Annotated in this window: 16 protein-coding genes; 11 read left to right on the forward strand and 5 right to left on the reverse strand. The window is 43.2% G+C overall.

Features of this window, described 5'->3' with window-relative positions; all coding sequences use genetic code 11:
• Positions 1-42: 42 nt before the first annotated feature.
• On the reverse strand, positions 43-615 hold the full coding sequence (locus tag BY457_RS08815; protein WP_106152966.1) for an HDIG domain-containing metalloprotein: 573 nt from the start codon (positions 613-615) through the stop codon (positions 43-45).
• 5 nt (positions 616-620) lie between these two features.
• Positions 621-1,385: an aminotransferase class IV gene (locus BY457_RS08820; protein WP_106152967.1), complete on the reverse strand. Its 765-nt coding sequence runs from the start codon at positions 1,383-1,385 to the stop codon at positions 621-623.
• A 671-nt stretch (positions 1,386-2,056) separates the two neighbouring features.
• Between BY457_RS08820 and BY457_RS08825 the strand changes: the two genes are divergently transcribed.
• From BY457_RS08825 to BY457_RS08860, 8 genes are all read left to right on the forward strand, one after another.
• Positions 2,057-2,317, forward strand: coding sequence for an OadG family protein (locus BY457_RS08825; RefSeq protein ID WP_106152968.1), 261 nt, complete (start codon positions 2,057-2,059; stop codon positions 2,315-2,317).
• An 18-nt stretch (positions 2,318-2,335) separates the two neighbouring features.
• On the forward strand, positions 2,336-4,213 hold the full coding sequence (locus BY457_RS08830) for a biotin/lipoyl-containing protein (RefSeq protein WP_106152969.1): 1,878 nt from the start codon (positions 2,336-2,338) through the stop codon (positions 4,211-4,213).
• A 44-nt stretch (positions 4,214-4,257) separates the two neighbouring features.
• Positions 4,258-5,469 carry a sodium ion-translocating decarboxylase subunit beta gene (locus tag BY457_RS08835; protein ID WP_106152970.1) on the forward strand — a complete coding sequence of 404 codons (1,212 nt, stop codon included), beginning with the start codon at positions 4,258-4,260 and terminating at the stop codon, positions 5,467-5,469.
• A 170-nt stretch (positions 5,470-5,639) separates the two neighbouring features.
• Positions 5,640-6,590, forward strand: coding sequence for a signal recognition particle-docking protein FtsY (gene ftsY, locus BY457_RS08840; RefSeq protein WP_106152971.1), 951 nt, complete (start codon positions 5,640-5,642; stop codon positions 6,588-6,590).
• A 152-nt stretch (positions 6,591-6,742) separates the two neighbouring features.
• Positions 6,743-8,050: a 30S ribosomal protein S12 methylthiotransferase RimO gene (gene rimO / locus BY457_RS08845; protein ID WP_106152972.1), complete on the forward strand. Its 1,308-nt coding sequence runs from the start codon at positions 6,743-6,745 to the stop codon at positions 8,048-8,050.
• A gap of 215 nt (positions 8,051-8,265) precedes the next feature.
• On the forward strand, positions 8,266-8,997 hold the full coding sequence (locus BY457_RS08850) for a lysophospholipid acyltransferase family protein (protein WP_106152973.1): 732 nt from the start codon (positions 8,266-8,268) through the stop codon (positions 8,995-8,997).
• A 133-nt stretch (positions 8,998-9,130) separates the two neighbouring features.
• Positions 9,131-10,753 carry a Na/Pi cotransporter family protein gene (locus BY457_RS08855; protein WP_106152974.1) on the forward strand — a complete coding sequence of 541 codons (1,623 nt, stop codon included), beginning with the start codon at positions 9,131-9,133 and terminating at the stop codon, positions 10,751-10,753.
• Positions 10,754-10,879: 126 nt separating this feature from the next.
• Positions 10,880-13,387: an AsmA-like C-terminal region-containing protein gene (locus BY457_RS08860; RefSeq protein WP_106152975.1), complete on the forward strand. Its 2,508-nt coding sequence runs from the start codon at positions 10,880-10,882 to the stop codon at positions 13,385-13,387.
• 42 nt (positions 13,388-13,429) lie between these two features.
• Here the strand turns inward: BY457_RS08860 and BY457_RS08865 are convergent, their stop codons facing one another.
• Together BY457_RS08865 and BY457_RS08870 are read right to left on the reverse strand one after the other, a co-directional pair.
• Positions 13,430-16,717: a UvrD-helicase domain-containing protein gene (locus BY457_RS08865; RefSeq protein WP_106152976.1), complete on the reverse strand. Its 3,288-nt coding sequence runs from the start codon at positions 16,715-16,717 to the stop codon at positions 13,430-13,432.
• 87 nt (positions 16,718-16,804) lie between these two features.
• A complete protein-coding gene (locus tag BY457_RS08870; RefSeq protein WP_106152977.1) occupies positions 16,805-17,353 on the reverse strand; it encodes a glutathione peroxidase in 549 nt (182 codons plus the stop codon).
• Between the two features lie 691 nt (positions 17,354-18,044).
• On the opposite strand from BY457_RS08870, the gene BY457_RS08875 reads away from it, so the two are divergent.
• The gene (locus BY457_RS08875) at positions 18,045-18,812 is read left to right on the forward strand and encodes an MBL fold metallo-hydrolase (protein ID WP_106152978.1); all 768 of its coding nucleotides are present in this window, start codon (positions 18,045-18,047) and stop codon (positions 18,810-18,812) included.
• Positions 18,813-18,886: 74 nt separating this feature from the next.
• Here BY457_RS08875 and BY457_RS08880 read toward each other — a convergent pair whose 3' ends face one another.
• Complete coding sequence (locus BY457_RS08880) at positions 18,887-20,074, reverse strand: MFS transporter (RefSeq protein WP_106152979.1); 1,188 nt, start codon at positions 20,072-20,074, stop codon at positions 18,887-18,889.
• 206 nt (positions 20,075-20,280) lie between these two features.
• Between BY457_RS08880 and asnA the strand changes: the two genes are divergently transcribed.
• Together asnA and BY457_RS08890 are read left to right on the forward strand one after the other, a co-directional pair.
• Positions 20,281-21,321: an aspartate--ammonia ligase gene (gene asnA, locus BY457_RS08885; RefSeq protein WP_106152980.1), complete on the forward strand. Its 1,041-nt coding sequence runs from the start codon at positions 20,281-20,283 to the stop codon at positions 21,319-21,321.
• Positions 21,322-21,459: 138 nt separating this feature from the next.
• Positions 21,460-22,662 carry a cofactor-independent phosphoglycerate mutase gene (locus BY457_RS08890; protein ID WP_106152981.1) on the forward strand — a complete coding sequence of 401 codons (1,203 nt, stop codon included), beginning with the start codon at positions 21,460-21,462 and terminating at the stop codon, positions 22,660-22,662.
• The last annotated feature ends 14 nt before the right edge of the window (positions 22,663-22,676 follow it).

Consider the following 22,676-nt stretch of genomic DNA (forward strand, 5'->3'; position numbering starts at 1 on the left):
TATAATCCTGCCCTGAACTTTGAGAATTAAGTGGCTTTACGGTTAGGAGGATGCCCCATCCAGACCTAATTGGGGAGCTACTTTTTTCATGGCCTCAATGGTCTCTTCTATCAGATCTCTGAGCTCCATTTCCAGCATTTCGGCACCTTTTAAAATGATGTTACGGTCAACGCCTGCAGCAAACTTTTTGTCTTTCCATTTCTTCATCACCGATTTTACTTTCAGTTCATGAAGATTTTTGTCGGGCCTTACCAAAACGGAGGTTGTAATCAGGCCTGTCAACTCATCGGTGGCATACAATACTTTTTCCATGATGTGCTCCGGCTTGGTGTCACTGCAAATACCCCAGCCATGACTAACGATAGCTCTGATGTATTCTTCCGGCCATTGGTGTTCCTCCAGAATCTTCCGGGTCATCGTGCAATGCTGATCGGGGTATTGTTCGTAATCCAAATCATGAACCAATCCGATAATGGACCATTTTTCGGGATCTTCGTTCATTTTCCGGGCAAAGTGATCCATCACCGCTTCCACCGAAATGGCATGTTTGTATAAACTCTCACTCTGATTGTAATCCCTGAATATGGCAAGGGCATCTTCTCTGGTTGGTTTCATAACTATTAGTGTAAATGACTGTTTATGTAATCGATTATAAGTTTTGAAAAACCTTTTGTTAGTTGCTGTATTATTGGATGATCTGCTTTCAGATTGAAACCTTCAATGTTTTTAATTGGCAGAACTCTTGGGGAAGTCCCGGTAATAAAAGCTGCTTCAACCTCTTTTATTTTGTCATAAGGAAGAGCCGAGTAGTGGACCTGGATTTGCAAATCCCTGGCTGTCTTCAATATTTTTTTTCGTGCAATACCCGGCAAAACCCACTCATCGGGTGCGGTATGCAGCTGGTTGTTTAGAATAAAAAAGACATTGCTGCGACTTCCTTCTGTTATTTCTTTCTGATGATTGACCAGTAACACTTCAAAAACATTATGGTCTTTAATGAGCTTATTGGCATTGTTACGCAATGTTGTATTGGCAATTTTTGTTCCCGGATTATCCCTTTCACTGAAAAGCAGGCTACAGGAAACACCGTTTTGATATTGTTCCTGGGTGGGATAGCTGTGCGGAATAACTGATGCTTTGTGAGATTGGACCTCTCCCGTATCTGAATCAAAATAAACCGATAGTCTTATATTTCCGCAATCTACATTCTCTTTTAACAGGAATTTTTTTAAATAGTTTTCTATAGTTGCGGAATCAAAATTCAACTTAATGCCTGCCTTTTCGGCCCCGCTAAAAAGTCGTTCCATGTGATCTTCCAGGAAAAGTCCGACCTTTTCTTGCACTCTGAAAACCTCATACAATTCCCGGATTTTGTTATTACTCATTACTTCCTGTTTTAAGGGTAAAAGTAATAAGAATAGTCTGCTAAAAAAAGCTTAATTGCAAAGCAAACTTTCCCAAAAACTACTCATTTTATTGATTGCACAGGGACCAACAAAATGAGGGCCGTGATTTTAAAAAAAATTCTCCGGGCAATAATCCGGATTATTGCTTATAGTCCTTCGGCATTTTTAAAATATGATGTATTTCTTTAAAATGAAACGAGTCCCGAATGTTGGGGACGAGTTCCATTAGACCAATAACTTATATTGATTTTTTATTGGTGTCCGGTTAAAAATTATTATGCCAGAGCAAAGTGGTTCAATTAGTTTTTTACCACCTGATTACAACAAATGAAACGAATCAAAAAGCCTCAATTTTTTGGGAGAGTATCTTTTGCATAAACCAGGTGAGATTACAATCTGATATTGCTCCTTTGGGGACGCTATGTGTAATGAGTTACAAATTTAATTAAAGAAAAAATACCTTAAACAACTTGTAGATTTTAAAGAAGTTATAGCATTAAGAAACTCAATGAAATAGAAGTGAAAATCCTTCATGAAAACCAGCTTTCGAAGATGGAGAATTATTTAATGTGTGTTTTAAATCTTAATATTGTGTGTCGATTATCAAAATATTATCACTGAAAGTTTCAATCTGAAAATGAAATTGTAACATGTCCGAAAGTTTTGATCAAGCATGGGTGCTTCTGGGGGTAGGAATGGTAACCGTTTTCTCAGTGTTACTATTGGTTGTAATTATTGGAAATACCCTCATATTTTTTGTCAACCGTTTTTTCTCGGGGGATTCCTCCGGACCACCCGCTGACCAAACGGGAAAAGGGGATATTCACCCTGCAAAAGTTGCCGCAATCGTTGCCGGAGTAAAGAATGTTACAGGTGGACGTGGTAATGTAATCGATATCAGAAAGAAATAAAAAATATAAGATAGCGTTATGGGTAGAAAAATAAAATTCTCTTTGTTGTATCGCGATATGTGGCAATCGTCAGGTAAATATGTGCCACGGAAAGATCAGCTTGAAAAGGTCGCTCCGGCGATTATCGAAATGGGATGTTTTGCGAGGGTGGAAACCAATGGTGGTGGCTTTGAGCAAATCAACCTGCTTTTTGGCGAGAATCCCAATGAAGCCGTACGTGCATGGACTAGGCCATTTAACGAAGCCGGAATTCAGACGCATATGCTTGAGCGGGCCCTGAACGGTATCCGCATGTCGCCGGTTCCTGCCGATGTACGTAAGCTTATGTTTAAGGTAAAAAAGCAACAGGGAACAGATATTGCCCGCTCTTTTGACGGGCTTAACGACCCGCGAAATATTATTGATTCCATACATTATGCCAAAGAGGGGGGGATGATTGCACAGGCAGCCATGAGTCTGACTTATTCTGAGGTGCATACCGTTGAATATTACATCAATCTGGCCGATAAATTTATTGAGGCAGGTGCCGATGAGATTTGCCTCAAAGATATGGCAGGTATTTCCCGTCCGGCATGGTTGGGAAAAATTGTGAAAGGAATTCGGAAACAACATAAAGAGGTGCCCATTACGTACCACGGACATTCCGGTCCTGGTTTTTCGGTAGCTACCATTCTGGAGGTGGCCCGTGCCGGCGTTGATTATGTGGATGTGGCCATGGAGCCGCTATCGTGGGGTACGGGGCATGCCGACCTGCTGACCATTCAGGCGATGCTGAAGGACGACGGGTTTGATGTGCCCGATATCAATATGAAAGCTTATATGAAGGTACGTAAGCTTACTCAGGAGTTTATGGATGATTTTCTGGGGTATTATATCAATCCTAAAAACCGGCACATGAATTCGCTGCTCATTGGCCCCGGACTTCCGGGTGGTATGATGGGCAGCCTGATGGCCGACCTGGAAAATAACCTGGAAAGCCTTAATAAGTGGAAAGCAAAACGCAACGAGCCGGAACTTTCGCAGGATGATTTGCTCATCAAGCTTTTTGAGGAGGTTGAATACATTTGGCCCAAACTGGGATACCCGCCGCTGGTAACTCCTTTTAGTCAGTATGTGAAAAATCTGGCCCTTATGAATGTGCTTCAGATGGAAAAGGGAAGAGAACGCTGGAGTATGATTGCAGACAATATCTGGGATATGATTCTTGGAAAGAGCGGTCAGCTCCCCGGAGAACTGGCACCCGAAATTATTGAACTTGCCAAAAAGGAGGGAAGAGAGTTCTTTACCGGTCATCCACAGGAGCCTTACCCCGATGCATTGGACACTTTCCGTAAGGAGATGGATGAAAATGGCTGGGACTACGGCAAAGATGATGAAGAGCTGATGGAGCTGGCGATGCATCCCGAACAGTACAGGAACTACAAATCGGGGAAAGCCAAAGAGGCTTTTGAAGCAGATCTCGCAGAGCGAAAAACTGAGGCTGAATCTTCAGCATCTAATGGATCAACTGCAAATGGCGGATGCGGAGATTTTTCTCCGTCAAAAATGAATATCAACGTCAATGGAGAAGAGTTTGAAGTGATGGTTTCCTGCAATGGGCAGGATACTGATAATACCAAAGTAACTCCTTCAAATGAGGCCATTCCTTCGCAGCCTTCGACCAAAGGAGAGCCGGTAATATCTCCGTTGGAAGGAAAGTTCTATTTTACCAAAGATTCAAACGAAACTCCCATTAAAGAAGGGGATAAGGTAAAAGAGGGAGATATCCTTGGTTATGTGGAAGCTATGAAAACCTACAATGCGGTTCGATTCGACAAAGGAGGAATGATTGCCAAAATCTTGAAAGAGAACGGCAGTGATGTGGAAGAGGACGACGAACTGGTAGTTCTTCAATAAATTTCCGGTTGATCCGGTGAACGCTTAAAGAATCCAATAAATAAATGGAAATACTCAGACAACTGTACGATATGACTGCCCTGGGGGAGATTGGGGAAACTCCCGGTGTTTTATTAATGATTTTAATTGGTGCCGTATTGCTCTACCTGGGAATCGTAAAAAAATACGAACCCCTGTTGTTGGTTCCCATTGGTTTTGGTATTGTTCTGGCCAATCTTCCCGGTGGCAATATGGATGTTGTCCCGGCAGAAATGGTGGAATTGCCCGGTCATCGATACATGAACCTTTTTGAAATTGCCAGCGAATATGGCATCATGAATTTTGTTTATTATTCGCTAATTAAAACGGGTTTTCTGCCACCCATTATTTTCATGGGGGTAGGTGCGTTGACCGATTTTGGCCCCATGTTGCGGAACCTGCGACTGGCCTTTTTCGGAGCCGCCGCACAAATTGGTATTTTCGGGGTGTTCTTCGGAGCCATCGCACTGGGTTTCTCACCCAAAGAGGCTGGTTCTCTTGGAATTATTGGCGGTGCCGACGGCCCCACGGCCATTTACACCACCATTTTACTGGCACCTCATTTGCTTGGCCCCATTGCCATTGCAGCCTATTCTTATATGGCGCTGGTTCCTGTCATTGTGCCATTGGTGGCCAATCGGCTCATGACCAAAAAAGAGTTTCTGATAAATATGAAAAAACAGGATAAGTTGTATCCTCCCAAATTCAAGATCAAGAATATTAAAGCGGTTAAAATAATATTCCCCATTGTTTTGGGTGTTGTGGTAGCTATCCTGGTGCCCTCATCGGTTCCGTTGCTGGGAATGTTGCTGTTTGGCAATCTTATCAAAGAGATTGGTACCGCAACGTCACGCTTGTCTGATGCTGCCACAGGTCCCATTATGAATACAGCCACAATTTTTCTGGGGCTGGCTGTGGGGGCTACCATGACTGCAAAGGTGTTTCTGGACTTAAAGACACTGGGCATTATTGTTGGAGGATTTCTGGCTTTTGCCATCTCCATTGCCGGAGGGATTTTGGCTGTAAAAGTATATAACCTGATGACCAAAAAGAAAATCAATCCACTGGTGGGAGCTACCGGTCTGAGTGCAGTTCCAATGGCTTCCAGAGTGGCCAATGAGCTGGGACTGAAACACGACAGCAGCAATCATCTGCTTCAATATTGCATGGCCTCCAATATCTCAGGTGTTATCGGATCTGCTGTTGCAGCAGGAGTGCTGATTTCCATTCTGGGGTAGATCGGACAGGATATAAAAAATTGCCACAGAGTAAGCATTTTTTAAGGCTTTTACTCTGTGGCAATTTTTATGTATGTCGAAAGTATTGATTATCTTTGGCCTTTTCTGAAAATCGGTGTTCTGAAACGTTGTTTCTGATTGCCGGAACTTAAATTTTTCAATTTATTACCATGGGATTATTCGGTGGTTTCAATAAGGCCAAAAAAGAAAACCTGGACAAAGGACTGGCCAAGACAAAAGAGAGTGTTTTTCAAAAAATGACCCGCGCTGTGGTGGGGAAAACCAGAGTGGATGATGATGTACTCGACAGTCTGGAAGAGGTATTAATCACTTCGGATGTGGGGGTAGATACCACGCTTCGCATCATTGAGCGCATCGAAGAGCGTGTGGCTAAAGATAAATATGTCGGTACCGGTGAGTTGAATGTTATCCTCCGGGAGGAAATTGCTGCTTTGCTTGCTGAAAATGAAGAGGACATCGAAGGGGATTTTGAATTCCCTGTTGATAAAAAACCTTATGTAATAATGGTAGTGGGCGTTAATGGTGTTGGGAAAACCACTACTATAGGGAAATTGGCTCATAAGTTTAAAGCATCTGGCAAAAAAGTAATTCTGGGGGCTGCAGATACTTTTCGGGCTGCTGCCATAGAGCAACTTGAAATTTGGGCCAACCGGGTGGATGTACCGCTGGTGAAACAGAAAATGGGATCCGATCCTGCATCGGTGGCATACGATACACTGGCATCTGCAAAAACCAAAGATGCCGATGTGGTGATCATTGATACTGCCGGTCGCTTGCACAATAAGGTTAATCTGATGAATGAGCTTACCAAGGTTAAGAAGGTGATGCAGAAAGTAGTGCCTGATGCACCGCATGAAATAATGCTGGTGCTGGACGGATCTACCGGTCAGAACGCTTTTGAGCAGGCCAAACAGTTTACCAAAGCAACTGAAGTAACCTCTCTTGCCATTACCAAACTCGATGGTACGGCAAAAGGTGGTGTGGTTATCGGTGTTTCAGATCAACTTAAAGTGCCGGTAAAATACATTGGAATAGGTGAGGGAATCGATGATTTACAGGTGTTTAACCGGAAAGAATTCGTCGATTCGTTATTTGGATAAGCAAGATGTTCAATGTTGGCTTGTTGTCTGTTGGCCCGTAAGATTTGAGGCAGATTTTTGGCAAAGGTACCTTTCTAACATCCAGTCTCAAACCTCTAACTTCCAACATCTAACTTCTAACTCCCAGTATCTCACAAACTAACTGTAAATAAATGACAAAGCAAGGTAAGAGGCGAGTGGACGTTATTACTTTGGGATGCTCCAAAAACCTGGTGGATTCTGAATTTTTGATACGACAATTTGAAGCAGGAGGTTTTTCGGTGGAGCATGATGCTGCCGAGGCTAAAGGAGAAATTGTTGTAATTAATACTTGTGGATTTATCGGTGATGCCAAGGAGGAGAGTATTGATACCATTCTCGATTTTGCTGAAGCCAAAAAAGAGGGCCGTATCAATAAACTTTATGTGATGGGGTGCTTATCTGAGCGCTATTTCGACCAACTGGGAAAGGAGCTGCCTGAAGTGGACCGTTTTTTTGGTAAATTTAACTGGCAGGAACTAATTGCTGATCTGGGAAGTGCCTACAGGCCCGACCTGGTAAATGAGCGTTCCCTGACCACTCCGGGCCATTATGCTTATCTCAAAATATCCGAAGGTTGCAATCGTTCCTGTTCCTATTGCGCCATTCCTATTATTACCGGCAAACATAAATCAAAACCCATTGAAGACCTGGTGGAAGAAGCTCGCTTACTGGCTTCTCAGGGTGTGAAAGAACTGCAGGTAATTGCTCAGGATTTATCTTACTATGGACTTGATCTGTACAAAAAACAGATGCTGGCTCCATTGGTGGAAAAACTTTCGCAGATTGAAGGAATTGAATGGATTCGCCTGCATTATGCCTATCCTGCGGCATTTCCCATGGATATTTTGGAGGTAATGGAGCGCAATCCTAAGGTCTGTGCATATATGGACATTGCCCTTCAGCACATTTCTGACAATATGCTGAAGCTGATGAAACGGCATGTCACCAAGGCTGATACTTTGAGCCTGGTAAATGCCATGCGGGAGAAGGTGCCGGGTATTCATTTGCGTACCACAATGATTACCGGACATCCCGGTGAAACCGAAGAAGATTTTGCCGAACTGCTGGAGTTTGTCAAAGAGATGCGTTTCGAGAGACTTGGTGTATTTCCATATTCTCACGAGGAGGATACGTATGCCTGGAAGAACTATAAGGACAATATTCCACAGGAGATAAAACAAGCCAGATCTGACGAAATTATGGCGCTTCAGCGTGATATCAGTCGCGAAATAAATGAGGCAAAAGTTGGTACAAGGATGAAAGTGATCATCGATCGGAAAGAAGAGGATTTTTTTATTGGTCGTTCAGAGTTTGATTCTCCGGAGGTTGATCCTGAAGTGCTTATTCCGGTGTCTGAAGTGGTAAAGCCAGGGCATTTTTATGAAGTGGAAATTACTGCCGCTGAAGACTATGATTTGTATGCAACGGTGGTAGATTAATGTTATTCCGTTCGTTAAATGTTGCATTGAATTGAATTTTAAAGTTGCGTGTGTATGCCTAGAAATTGCTTCGCGCAAGGCCCTCGCAATGACAAAGTCTCCGGTTTATGCCAACATCTTCCAGTTAACAATAAAAAACGTTCATTGCTAGGGCTCAGCCCGAAGCAATCTATAATTGCAAAACGTTATTTTAAACTTTAGCAAAATTCAGACGAATGAGAGCAGTTTTAGGTATTCTGTTAACCCCGGTGTTTCATTTATATATGATTGCCCTGATTGTTGGTTTTTATCCTGTTCAGGTAATTGCCCTTAAGTTTTTTGGTGAGCATGCCCGTCGGAGATCAGTGGATGTACTTAACATTATGCTTTTAAGGGGTTTGTGGATTATGGGTGCCCGTGTCCGCTACATCGGACTGGAGAATCTTCCTAAGGATCGTCCGGTAATTGTGGTGGCCAATCATCAGAGTATGTACGATATTCCGGCTATCGGGTGGGTTTTTCGTGACTTTTATCCCAAATTCATCGCAAAAATTGAGCTGTCCAAAAATATGTTTAGCATCTCCTACAATCTGAAGCATGGCCAATCTGCACTTATCGACCGTGCCAATGGTTCGCAGTCGGTAAGAGAGATCTTAAAATTGGGCAGACTAATCGAGAAGAAACATTATGCAGCCTGTATCTTTCCGGAAGGGACCCGTAGTAAAACAGGTAAACTGAAACCTTTTATGTCTGCCGGCATCCAAACACTTCTAAGAGGTGCTCCATCGGCAGTAATCGTTCCTTTTGTTATCAGCGGGCACCATAGAATTCTGAAAAATGGTAATTTCCCATTACAGTTTGGCGAAAAAGTAACCTATCAGATACTAAAACCTATTGAACCGGGCCAATATTCTTCTGAAGAGATTACCGGACATCTGGAAAAAGTGATTGGCAGTCATTTGAAATAAACCGGTATTTTACCATTGGCATAAGCAACGCGTTTTACCGGAATTTTCTTTCGGGGTGATTTTGTGTGCAGCGGTATCTTCCGACTGATCGCCATTCTTTTTTATCTTTACAGTTAAATGTGATTAGGACTTCATGAATTACTTTCTCATATTCATACAGCTGCTGGGCGGACTCGGTTTTTTTCTGCTGGGAATGGATCAATTGAGCTCGGGTATGAAAAGCCTTGCCGGGCGACAAATGCGTCACGTGTTGGAGAAATTTACCGCAACCAAAGGAGGAGGTGTGGTTTTTGGAATTCTTCTGACGGTACTGTTTCAAAGCAGTTCTGCCGCTTCGGTGGTTATGGTGGGATTCGTGGATGCGGCATTGCTGAGCCTTGGCCAAACGCTTGCGGTGATGCTCGGCACCGGTATCGGTACCACTATTACTGCTCAAATCATAGCTTTTAAGCTGGGAACATATTCTCTTGGATTTGTGGGCATCGGTTTTCTTTTTAAAGCCTTTGGCCGGCGTCGCTGGTCTTACAGCGGACAAATTGTTATGGCACTGGGGATTCTGTTTTACGGTATGGATCTGATGTCGTCGGGTATGGAGCCTCTGGGAAGTATGGAGCGCTTTACAGGGTGGCTTGTGTATCTCCAAAACCCCGTATGGGGCGTGGTAGCAGGAACCATTTTTACTGCAATGATTCAGAGCAGTGCTGCTTTTATCGGAATTGTGATGACATTGACAGCCACCGGTTTGTTGTCGGTGTCAGATGCTTTGCCGCTCATTTTGGGGACCAACATCGGAACTACCGTTACCGCTCTGATTGCATCCCTCAATTCTTCTATTGGTGGCAAACGGCTTGCAGTTGCCAATACATTATTCCGGGTTGCAGGGGTTTTTATTATGATCTGGTTGCTTGGGTTTTGGGAGCATGTCACATGGACGCTCTCCGGAGACAATGCATCAGGCGGAAGGTTTCTGGCCAATGCACATACCATCTTCAATGTCTTTATGACACTGATATTTTTACCCTTTACGGGGATTATCGGTAGCATCGTTAATCGAATGGTGCCGGAAAAGAAGAAGAAATCATTTCACCTTAATTATTTGAAACCCGAATTGATAGGATCAGGAGAGATGATGCTTCCATTTCTGAAAAAAGAGGTTGGGGATATGGGACGACTTGTTATTAAAATGGTTGATGATGCGCTCTCTCCGTTTTTTGATCGGGAATCAAAGGTGTTGGATAATCTGCGTAGCAACGAGAAGATGGTGGACAACTACAGGGAGGAGATCAATCGTTTCCTGGTTTCCATGAATGAAAAGATGTCTGCACAGGAGTGGTCTGATGATATTTATCGTTTTCTGCATGTGGTAAACGAACTGGAGCAGATTGCGGATATTGTTTCAGTAAACATAGCCCGTCAGGGAGAAAAGTGGCTCGATGCCAATATCCATTTCTCTGAAGAGGGAGGCAGGGAGTTGCGTGATTACCAGCAGAGGTGCGTGAAGCAGTTGGCCAGAGCCATGCAACTGTTAGAGGATTGGGAGCCCGAACAGGCTATGAAAATGAAGCGAAAATACCGGAAATATGCACTGATGGCCTACGAAATGGAGATGCAGCATTATAAAAGGCTCCTGGCACCCAGTAGTCGCTCTGTAGAATCCAGTAAAGTGCATATTGAATTGTTGAATCTGTTGAGAATGATTAACAGTCATGCAACGAATATCGGGCGCATGGTTTTTATGGAAGAGGAAGGAAATTAATCTTTTCACTTTTCCCGAAAATCGTGAATTATATTCTCTTTCTTTCTGCTTTTTTCTTCGTGTTTTGCTAAATTTACATACATATTAGAATTTATTCTTCAAACTTTGAACTTTAATTCAGAACTCATGAAGCGTTTTTTTCAGGTTTTATTGGGAATTATTGCCCTTATTTTGTTGCTGTTGTTGGTTTTGCCTTCTTTATTTAAAGGAAAAATTGAACAGAAGGTAACCGAAGTGATTAATGATAATGTGACAGCCACTGTCTCATTTGACAAGTTCAGCCTCTCCATGTTTCGCCATTTTCCTAATCTTTCGATGGGGCTTGATGGATTGACCATCGTGAATAAGGAACCTTTTGAGGGAGACACACTGCTGCATGTTGGTGCATTTTCTGCAAGTATTGATTTGTGGAGTGCCATAAGCGGAAGCGGGATCAATATTAACTCTGTTTTACTTGATAAACCGCAGGTTTGGCTAAAAGTGAATCAGGATTCTGTAGCCAATTGGGATATTGTTCCCATGTCGGAAACAGAAGAGGTGGAGGAAGATACAGCTTCTGCTGCTTCCGATTTTGCTGTTCAGTTGGAGTTGTTTGAAATATCAGATGCACGGCTGGGATTTTCAGATCAAACCATGGCCTTTTCTACGGTAATTGATGATCTGGACTTTACCATGGAGGGTGACCTCTCTCAAAAAGCCACAAATCTGGATATAAAAACTTCCATTCAGAAATTGAATATGGAGATGGAAGGAACCAGTTACTTGAAGGATGCCTTTGTCTCTTTGGAAGCCATTATTGGGGCCGACCTGGAAAATATGATCTTTACCTTTCAGGACAATGAGTTATTGCTGAATGAGCTTGGGCTTGGTTTTGAGGGGACAGTGGGGATGCTTGAGGAAGGATACGACCTCGATGTGAAACTGTCTGCCCATGAAACCAGTTTTAAAACGCTACTCTCTATGGTTCCCGAAACCTACCTTCAGGATTTTGAGGATTTGACCACTGAAGGTTCACTGAAACTGGAAGCTGTTGCAAAAGGGGTTTATGTGGATACGGAGAATCTTCCTGCATTTAATCTGGTATTGAATGTCAACGATGGTTTGATTCAGTACCCGGATTTACCCAAATCCATCGAAGATATTCAGATTGATGTTAAGGTGGATAACCCTGGGGGAGCAATGGATCTCACGGTTACCGATATCAATAAATTTCATTTCAAGCTGGGCGACAACCCCTTTGATGCTTCATTGTGGATTGGGACCCCCATTTCAAATGCTACTTATAAAGGAAGTCTGAAAGGTATTATCGATCTGGCATCTCTTACGGAAGCCATCCCCATGGACAGCATGGAACTGGGGGGTGTTATCTCTGCGGATATGCGTATCGACGGAGATTATGAAATGGTGGAGAAAGAACTTTATGAGGAGATCGAAGCCAACGGACAAATTGGAATGAAAGAATTCTTTTTCAGTACTCCTGATATGCCCGACGGATTTCACATCAGTAACGCTGATATGCAGATTACTCCTCGTTTTATGGAACTGAAGACTTTTGAGAGTTCTTTCGGAAGTAGTGACTTTAACCTTCAGGGAAAGGTTGAGAACTACTTGTCTTATGTATTGAAAGATGGTATTTTAAGTGGAAATCTTAATCATCAGTCCAGATTGATAGACACCAATCAGCTGATGCAACTGGCAGGTGAGGATACCACTGCTGTAGAAGAGGATACAACCGGGATGGAACTGGTACTGGTTCCTAAAAACCTGAATTTTGTATTGAACAGCAACATTGACAAATTGCTTTACGATAAGCTTGAAATGACCAATGTGGCCGGGAAAATTACCATTGTGGATGGCCGGGTCATTCTTGATGGGCTCAGAAGCAATATGCTTGACGGAAGTATGGTGGTTTCAGGCGAATATAATACCGCAGACACTCTTAAACCTTTTGTGAATTTCGATATGGCTCTTAATACCATCGATGTGCACAAGGCTGCCAATTCCTTTAGTATGATTGACAGTATGATGCCCATTGCCAAACGTGCCGTTGGTACCATTTCCACCAATTTGAAATTTAACAGCCTGATTGGAGCTGATATGTCTCCGGTACTGAGTTCTATAGGCGGTGGAGGCTTGCTGGAATCAAAAGGTGTTGAAATCTCCGGTGCCAAAGTGCAGACTGCTATGGCTTCAATGCTCAATAATGACAAGTACCGAAAGGCAAGGGCCGAAGATCTGAACATCAATTTCAAGCTGGAAAACGGAAATGTTATTGTGGAACCTTTTACAGCCAATCTTTTTGACCGTCAACTGACGATTTCCGGAACACAGAGCCTCGACCAGACGATGGATTACGTGATAAAGATGCCGGTGTCTAAACAGGAATTGGGAAATGTTGCCGGTTTGCTTGGGGCTTCTCTGCCTTCCGGTTCTTCTGATGTGATGGTGAATGTGCTGGTAGGTGGAACGGTAAAAGATCCGAAACTCAGTTTCAGACTGGATGAGGAATTTAAGGAACAAGCTAAAAAGGAACTGGAACAGGAAGCGAAAAAGGCGGTGGAAAAAGCCCTTGAAGATCCTGAAGTAAAAGAAAAAGTGGATGAAGTTAAAGAGAAGTTAAAGAAGTGGTTCTGATTGTATTAAAAAAAAACGGCGGTTTTCTAACCGCCGTTTTTTTTAAAATAAGCTCCCTTGAATTATGTCATTCTCCACCTTCACAACCTCCTGGTGGGGAACATACCAGATGTATCCTTTTACGTTTGGGTGCCCCATCTCTTTTATCTTATTCATGTATCCTCTTACCTGCAACTGATGCCTGGTGGCTTCAGCTTTTCCGAATTTGTAATCTACCACAATGGTTTCTTTATCAGACAACATAACTCTGTCGGGGCGGCGGATGTTTTTATGTAGAATGGCCACTTCAGGTAGTATTTTGTAACTGCCGTTAAACCAGCTTTCTACTTCCGGGTGATTGAGCCATTTTTCCATTCTTTCCCTGATGATCGATTGCTCTTTTTCGTCAATTTTGCCCTCGAACCACAGTGTTTTCAGCGCGTCATCCAAATCTTCATGGGTTTCAATCATCTCAAATAGGTGGTGCATGATTTTTCCGTAGGTGATGCCGCTTTCTTCTTTCTCATCATCAAAATACTCATCACTCTCCAGGTGAATGGCTATCCGCTCCCTAAAGGGAAAAGTCTCCATGGTAGGCAACGGACAAGTATCAAAGAGGCGTTTGGTTCCGGAATTTTCTTCTTTTTCAGAGTCAGAATCCTTACTTTCTTTAGCCTCTCTAAACATTGTACCAAGTTCAAAAGTCTGACTTACGGTGTTCCAGTTGCCCGGTAATTCGTGGTGGTCAGATTCCCTGGCTTCGAAGTGAAACCACAGAAGGTCCGAAACAGTTCCCAACTCTTTGGGTGGTGTTTTTTTCTTCTGACAAAATGCGGATAGAGATAATTCTGCACGGGTAAATGCCACGTATAGAAGATTGAGGTTATCGATGTATTGATGCATCAACTCCTCCAGATATTCGTTGGAGAAATGAGATTCCACCAGTGATTTTTCATAATTTACAGGAACCAGGTCCAGTTCATTGAATGGAGCGGATCGGGGCTTGCACCAGAGCAGGTTCTGTTGTCGTTCATCATTGAGTTCCCAGTTGCAGAATGGCAGTACAACTGCTTTAAATTCAAGACCTTTCGATTTGTGAACTGTCATTACCTGAATGGCTTCCTGGTTTTCGGGGCCGGCTATACTTTCAAACTGGATGTTTTTTTCCCACTCATCGATAAACAGATTGAGGTTGGCAGCTTCCTGAGCCGAAAAACTATTGATATTGTTCAGTAGTGCCTGAATGTATATGCCTTGCTCTGTTCTTATGTTTTCCGGAAGGAGGCGTGTAAGCTCATCTGCCAGATCATAAAGCGGGAGTTGCTGCTTGTTTTCAATAAAGGCCAGGTGTTCTTCCCACGAGGTGGTTTTTTCCGCATTGTGAAAAACATCTGAAGCATCAAAATTGATCATGTCCGCTTCCCTGAGGTTTCGCTCCCAATGCAGGCGTATAAATGCTTCCAGCACTTTATCATCCGGGGAGAGAATGAATTTCAGGTGATTGATGATAAAGAGCACGGCGGGTGAGCTGTTCAGTCTCAAAGTTTCGTTGCTGATGACCGGCAGGGGTGATTTTTCAGGGTGATATGCGCCCGACAAAAGTGCATTGGTTATGGCAATGCCTTCTGTTTTTTTGCGTACCAGCACACAGATATCCGAAGGAGAGAAGCCGCTGTTGAGCAATTCCCTGATTCTGTTGATAGAGGCTTCGATGGCTTGTTCTCTGAAATCTTCTTTATTGGCGGCTTCCAGAAACTGAAAGGAGACATGGCCCTCGTTGTCCAGATTTTTGGCGGCAACCTTTTGAGCCACATCGTGATAAGCCTCTGATATTTTGGTTTCAAACCCCGGAGTGTCCGAGATGTGGCCTTCCGATTTTTGGATGAGTTGTGCTTGCAGGGCCCTGGAAATGTGTTGAAAAAAGCTGTTGTTGAAGGCAATCACGTTGGCACTGCTGCGAAAGTTGGTATCCAGTGTTTCTATGTTGGTTCCATAAATGTCAAATTCTTTTTCCACTTGTTCAGCCAGCAGGGTCCAATCCGAGTTTCGCCACCGGTAAATGGATTGCTTCACATCTCCAACCAGCATGGCAAAGTTTTCCTGAGCCAGACTGTTACTGATGAGTGGTCTGAAATTGGCATATTGCATCGACGAGGTGTCCTGAAACTCATCAATCATATAATGATGATAGCGGGTGCCGGTTCTTTCATAGATAAAGGGCGCTTCATCGCGCCGGATAATTCTGGTCAGCAAATGGTTGGTGCCCGATAAGAGAAAGACGTTCTGCTCGCGCGACACTTCCAGTATCTTTTGATATACATCGTTGATGATGCCTAATGTGTAGAAGTTTTTTACGATAGCTCTGGCCGTAAAATAGTCTTTGCCCTGTTGATTTTTGAGCGACACGTATTGATCCAGAAGGGCATTCAATCCATCATTATAGGCTCCCTCTATGGCTTTATTGATATGTTCCGGATTGGTCTTTTTTTGCCAAGCTTCCAGGGTGTTATGAAGTGCAAAGATCTGGGCTTCATCAAATTTTACCTCTTCACTGAGCTTCTTAAATACCAATAATTTGCTGCGGCTCCCTCCGTTGAAATCTTTTGAAATATCCAGATCCCATTTTTTGATGATCTCTAATCCCTTTACTCCAATGGTTTTGAGTGTTTGTTCATAATTGGAAATGATTTTTTGGAGCTTTGAGAGATATTGATTCATGAAGCTTTTGTCGCTCAGTTTTTCCGACAGGGGACCTGCAACCGATTGATAGGCTTCTTTAAAAATTTCCTGGGAGAAATTGCTGATTTCGTTGTTGATGTTCCAGCTTTTTCCTTCTGTTATTTTTTTCTCTGCGAAGTCGAGCAGCCATTTTTTGAGTGTTTCATGGCCTTTCATGTCCATTTCCAGCACCACCCGATCAATGGCCTGGGTCATTACCGATTTATGATCCAGCTCGGTGCGAAACCCCAGTTGAAGACCTGCATCTCGTGCAAATGCCCTTATTATTTGCTGGAAAAAGCTGTCTATGGTATTGACGGAAAACCGGGAGAAGTCATGCAGCAGCAACCTGAGGATGAATCTGGCACGTTCCCTGATTTTCTCTTCTTTCCATTCTGTTTCCTGCATCAGTTCGTCCAGGTAATCAGGCTTTTTAATGGCAGGGTTACCCAACTCAAAGAGTTTTTCCAGTATTCGGCGTCGCATCTCGGCAGTTGCCTTGTTGGTGAAGGTAACTGCCAGAATATTACGATATTCCGATGGTTGATTGAATAATAACTTTATGAATTCGCGGGTGAGCGTGAATGTTTTTCCCGAACCGGCCGATGCTCTGTAAATGGTAAGTTTTGACATAATGTGCCTGATGTTTTTCTACCTGGTAAAAATAACAAAACAGGCCGGTTTCCGGAAAAAAGAACCCTTTATTTGTTGGGGATATCCCTATTCATTTGCCCCGGAGGTAATCCAGTCGATGATTTCGGAATCATCGGGTTTTGTTTTGGGCGGAATTACTTTTTCCAGTCTTCCGTCCGGACCAATCAGGTATTTTTGAAAGTTCCATTGTACTTTACTTTCGGTGACTCCGTTTTTTGATTTTTGCGTAAGCCATTGATAGAGGGGATGCTGGTCGTCGCCTTTTACGCTGATTTTCTCCATCATTGGAAAGGTCACACCATAGTTCAACTGACAAAATTCGGCTATTTCCTCTGCGGTTCCGGGCTCCTGATTCATGAAGTTATTGGCCGGAAACCCGATAATTTCAAAGTCATCACCACCGTATTGCTCATAAATGGCTTGTAGTTGTTCATATTGCGGTGTTAATCCGCATTTGCTGGCGGTATTTACCACCATCACCTTCTTACCCCGAAGGGAACTCAGCTCAAATGGTTCTCCCTCCAGGGTTTTGACCGTAAAATCGTAAAAACTTGTCTGGCTCTGGGCTGTGGCCACTCCCAGACTCAGTAAAATAAGGAATAGTGTGGTTTTCATAAGTATAGTATTTAGTTTTTGTGTTGTCCGGTTAAATCTTGAGATTGCTTCGCTACGTTACCAATGACAGATTGGGTGCGGCGGATTCCGATCCGCCGTTTCGTCTCTAATGGCTGATCGGCTTCGGCTTTGCCGTTTTCCCAGGAAAGAATCCGCCGCACCTGCTCAACGAATAACTTTTCTTAGAGTTTTAATTTTGAGCATCTCAACTTGTCATATTCCCATTATTTCTCAAATATCTTTGAGGCAGGCACTCGCAATGAACTGCCTTTGCAGGATTATGAGCGTCGCAATCTTAATTCAGGATGTCTCCCGTTATATATTACAATTTTCCTTTAAAGACCTTTGTGGAAAATAGGTTAACCCCAATTTAGAAAATCACTCATTTGGGTGAAGCATGAGTCCAAATGAGATGATTAACTTACTCGAGTCCGCAAGGAATAACGTTGTTTTTTTAAATTATTGATTGCGGATTTTGGGTAAAAATATTCGATCCTTTATACAACCAACAACTTTATGTATTCCTTTAAAAAGAAAAACTTCGCTTTTGGGGCATTAGTATAAACACACTTCGGGTAAAATAGTTCTGTTCGACCAATTTTGGAAGTCAGGTTATGCGGATTGTGTGTTTTGATTCTCCTGTCATTGTTTTTAAATTTGCTCAGTAACAGACAGCTAAAACCAGATAATTTTGAAAATAACTTTGCTTGGAACCGGTACTTCTATGGGAGTGCCAATGATTGCATGTAATTGCGCAGTATGTCGTTCCACAGATTCCAGAGATAAACGTACACGGTCATCAGTAAAAATTGAATACGATGATCAGACCCTTGTTGTTGATGCCGGACCCGATTTCCGGCAGCAAATGCTGGCCTCCGGGACGCAACGACTGAGTGCCATTCTTTTTACCCATGAACATAAGGATCATACTGCCGGCCTGGATGATGTAAGAGCCTTTAACTGGATCAACCGGGAACCTTCTCACCTTTATGGAGAGAAAAGGGTTTTGGATGCATTGAAACGGGAATATTCCTACGCATTTAAAGATAAGGATGAGCGCTATCCTGGTGTACCTGAGTTGTTGTTGAATGAGATTGATTTGAACCCGTTTGTTGCTGCGGGAATGATGGTACAGCCCCTCCGTATTTTTCATCACAAAATGCCTGTGCTGGGATTCAGAATAGAGGATTTCAGCTATATAACCGATGGTAGCCTGATTCCTGATGAAAGCATGGAGATTGTCAGAAATAGCAAGGTGCTGGTGATTAATGCCCTGCGCATTGAGCCTCATGCTTCGCATTTTAATCTGAAGCAGGCATTGCAAGTAATTGAGGAACTGAAACCGGAAAAGGCCTTTTTGACGCACATCAGTCATCATATGGGATTTCATGAAGAGGTGTCCAAAACACTTCCACCCAATGTTTTTCTCGGGTATGATGGTCTTGAAATGGAAATTTAATCTTCCTTGTACTCAGACCGGGAAGATTTATTACATCCCTTGAACTTTGTTCCGGATTATGGCATTTTTTATTCTCAGCCTGCTTTTTTCTTTAGCGTTTTAAGAAACAGTGTGACGGTGGAAAGAGCCAGTGCCATAAATACAAGTCCCACGATCAGGAGTGCTTCGGAAAGAGACAATAGATCACTTATCCAGCCAAATAAAGGTGCTACCACGGCAAAAATGGCCCGGATAAGCAGACTGCGAACAGAGAGTACCGTAGCACGAATATCGGATGGGGTGATCTGATTAATGTAATCTTTCAGTACCGGCGTGGCAATTCCACGCGCCATATAAAATATCGCAAGTACGGGCAGGAAAAATATGGCTGAATGAGTGAATCCTCCTGCAATGAATCCTCCTGTAATAATGATACTGGTGCTTAAAACAGTTATCTTTTTCCCCATTTTCCGTTCCAGTTTTGATGAAAAGAGAGTTACCGTACCTACCAGAAGGTTCAGTCCTGTAGCTGTTCCTCCAATAAACAACTCGGTGAAACCAAACTCGTGAAGTTTAAGCTGATAAACCCACGCCATGGTTAGGGTGGAAGTGCCTATAATTGAGGAGTAAATAAGGTTCCACCTCAAGCGATTGTTCTTGACAAGGGCATACTTTACTACATTCAAGATATCCATAAATCCGGGGCGCTTGCGTTTCTCCATCCGCGGAGGTTCCAGCAGGGTTAGTGCTGCCGGAATTCCTATAAATGCGATGCCGGTTTGGAAATAGAAAGGGAGATGCAGGCTGATCTCGGCCAAGGCTCCACCAGCCAGTCCGGCCAGTGCTTCAGAGTAATTTCCAATGGAAAAGTTGAGTCCTTCGTATTTCAGATATTTGTGGCTTTTTCCATCTGCATTTAAGGAGTCGAAAAGCATAGCCGAATCTGATCCTGAGATAAAACTCTGACCTATACCCAATGTCATTTCTGCGGCCATAAAAATCCAGTATCCGGTTCCTGCGGAATAAAAAACAAATCCAATAGTCCCCAGTATAGTCCCCAGTATCAGAGTGAATTTCCGGCCCAGAATATCGGCCAGATAACCGGAGGGTACTTCAAAAATAACGATGCTGATGCTGTAAATGGCTTTGAGCTGAAATGCTTCTTCATGGGTGAGCCCCGAATCTTTATAAAAAAGCATTATTATGGGCATGGTCAGCATAAACCACTTGGCAATCTTTATGATGTATAACCGGAGGATATTTCTGCTGAAATCTCTGTGCATTGCATTTTATTTGCCCGCCAAAGGTAAAGAATTCATCATTATTAAAACAATTGGCTTTTAAAAAAGAGTTTTGCTTTCAATCAGTTAATTTTTTATGGGATTGTGATGACAAAATGATAAAAAAAGTGCTTCAAAATTTTTTAATTGTAATTTAACCATGTAATTTTGTAAAGCAAACAGAAGTTGACCTTGTATTTTTTTGTGTTATGATAGATAATTTATTCATTCCCAAAGGATATCGTCCTTTGTTGGATTTGAAACAAACCGAACATGCCATTACGGTTGTTAAGGATGCTTTTCAATCCGGATTGTCTTCCGAGTTGAGATTGCGCCGGGTTACTGCTCCCTTATTTGTTTTAAAGGGTACGGGAATCAACGATGATCTCAACGGGATAGAGCGGCCGGTTACCTTTCCGGTTAAAGATCTGGGGGACAGGGAAGCTGAGATTGTGCACAGTCTTGCCAAATGGAAAAGAATGGTATTGACCGATTATGATATTGAGCCCGGATACGGTATTTATACTGATATGAATGCTATCCGGCCCGATGAAGTGCTGGATAATACCCACTCCATATATGTGGATCAATGGGACTGGGAGAGACACATTACACAGGAAGAGCGGAATGCTAAATTCCTGAGAAAAGTGGTCCGGAGTATTTACGAGGTGTTGAAACGTACCGAATTTATTCTTTATGAGAAATATCCGCAACTGACTCCCTTGCTTCCTTCCAGGATTCACTTTATCCATAGCGAAGAGTTGTTGCAGATGTATCCCAACCTGACAGCTAAAGAGCGGGAGGATGCAATCTGTAAAAAATATGGCGCGGTGTTTTTGAGCGGAATCGGAGGTAATCTCTCCAATGGTGAACCACATGATGGACGGGCACCCGATTATGACGACTGGATTTCGGAAGACGGGGAAGGTTTTCAGGGGTTAAATGGCGATATCCTGCTCTGGAATCCGGTGCTCGAAAAGGCGTTTGAAATATCCTCCATGGGAATTCGTGTTGATGCCGAAGCCTTGAACAATCAGTTGAAAGCAAAGAATTGTGAGAACCGTAAAGAATTCCTTTTTCATAAAAGATTGCTCAATGACGAATTCCCTCTGAGTATTGGTGGGGGAATAGGTCAGTCGCGGCTGTGTATGTATTTTTTACGGAAAGCGCACATCGGAGAGATTCAATCAAGTATCTGGTCTGATGAAATGAGAAGAATTTGCAATGAAAATAATATTCCGATTGTCTAAAGGTCGGTTTGTTTTAAATAATCACTAATTTTAAAGTATTAATCCCTGAAGCACCTGAAATAGGGTGTTTCAGGGATTTATTTAACGCCGCTTTCGGGCTTTAGGCTGGCAGAAGCGGCAATATAAACCTTGAAAACTATGAAGTATATCGTAGTATTGGCCGATGGGATGGCCGACAACCCAATTCCCGAATGGGACAACAAGACACCTTTGATGGTGGCCAACAAACCGGTAATGGATGAGCTTTGTGCCCAGGGACAAACGGGGTTGTTAAAGTCGATTCCTGTGGGGTTGCATCCGGGGAGTGAGATTGCTAATATGAATATTTTGGGCTTTGATCCGCGAAAATATTTTCCCGGAAGGGGCGTTCTCGAAGCTGCTGCTTTGCAGGTTCCGATTCGGGATAATGAATTGGTTTTCAGGTGTAATCTGGTGACGGTGGCGGACGGTAAGCTGATGAATCATTCGGCAGGTCATATTTCGAACGATGAGGCCGGTGAATTGATTGCTTATCTTAATGAGAAATTGCATACCGAAGGGGTTCGTTTTCATCAGGGAGTGAGCTATCGTAACCTGATGATGCTGGAAGACGGGAAAACAGGTGTTTTCTGCAGGCCTCCGCATGATCACCCCGGCGAAAGTCTGGAAGACTTGCTGCCTGATGCTGAAGGGGCAGCGGAAAAAACCGCCAAGCGACTTCGTCTGTTAATCAAGCACTCCATCGAGATTTTGAGTGAGCATCCCATCAACAAAAAGCGAATAAAGGAGGGAAAGGCACCAGCTAATGCAATCTGGCCCTGGTCGCCCGGTAAACCTGGTGGCTTTCCGACATTTGAAGAGCGTTGGGGCATTAAATCGGGTGCCGTAATTTCGGCTGTTGATCTGATCAGGGGGATTGGTGGAATGGCCGGATTGGAAAACATTTATGTGGAGGGAGCAACCGGGTTGTTTGATACCAACTACGAAGGGAAAGCAGCGGCAGCAGTCAATGCCCTTAAAAAAGTGGATTTTGTGTTTTTACACGTGGAAGCAGCTGATGAGGCAGGACATGAAGGGGATAAGGATTTGAAAAAAAGAGTGGTGGAAGACTTCGATCGCCGCCTTCTAAAACCACTGTGGCAGGGTATTCAGGGTCTGCATGAGGATGTGGCTCTTGCTTTGTTACCCGATCATCCTACTCCGTGTGCGCTTCGAACCCATACCTCCGACCCGGTACCTTTCTTTATTGTTAAACCGGGATTAACACCTGACGATGTTCAATCGTTTGATGAATTTTCGGTAAAGGAGGGGGCTTTTGGTGTTCTTTCAGATGGAGAAGTATTGGAGAAATTGTTTGAGTAACCTGTTGTTAATTT

This window comes from Marinilabilia salmonicolor (genome assembly GCF_003003035.1).
GTDB lineage: Bacteria > Bacteroidota > Bacteroidia > Bacteroidales > Marinilabiliaceae > Marinilabilia > Marinilabilia salmonicolor_A.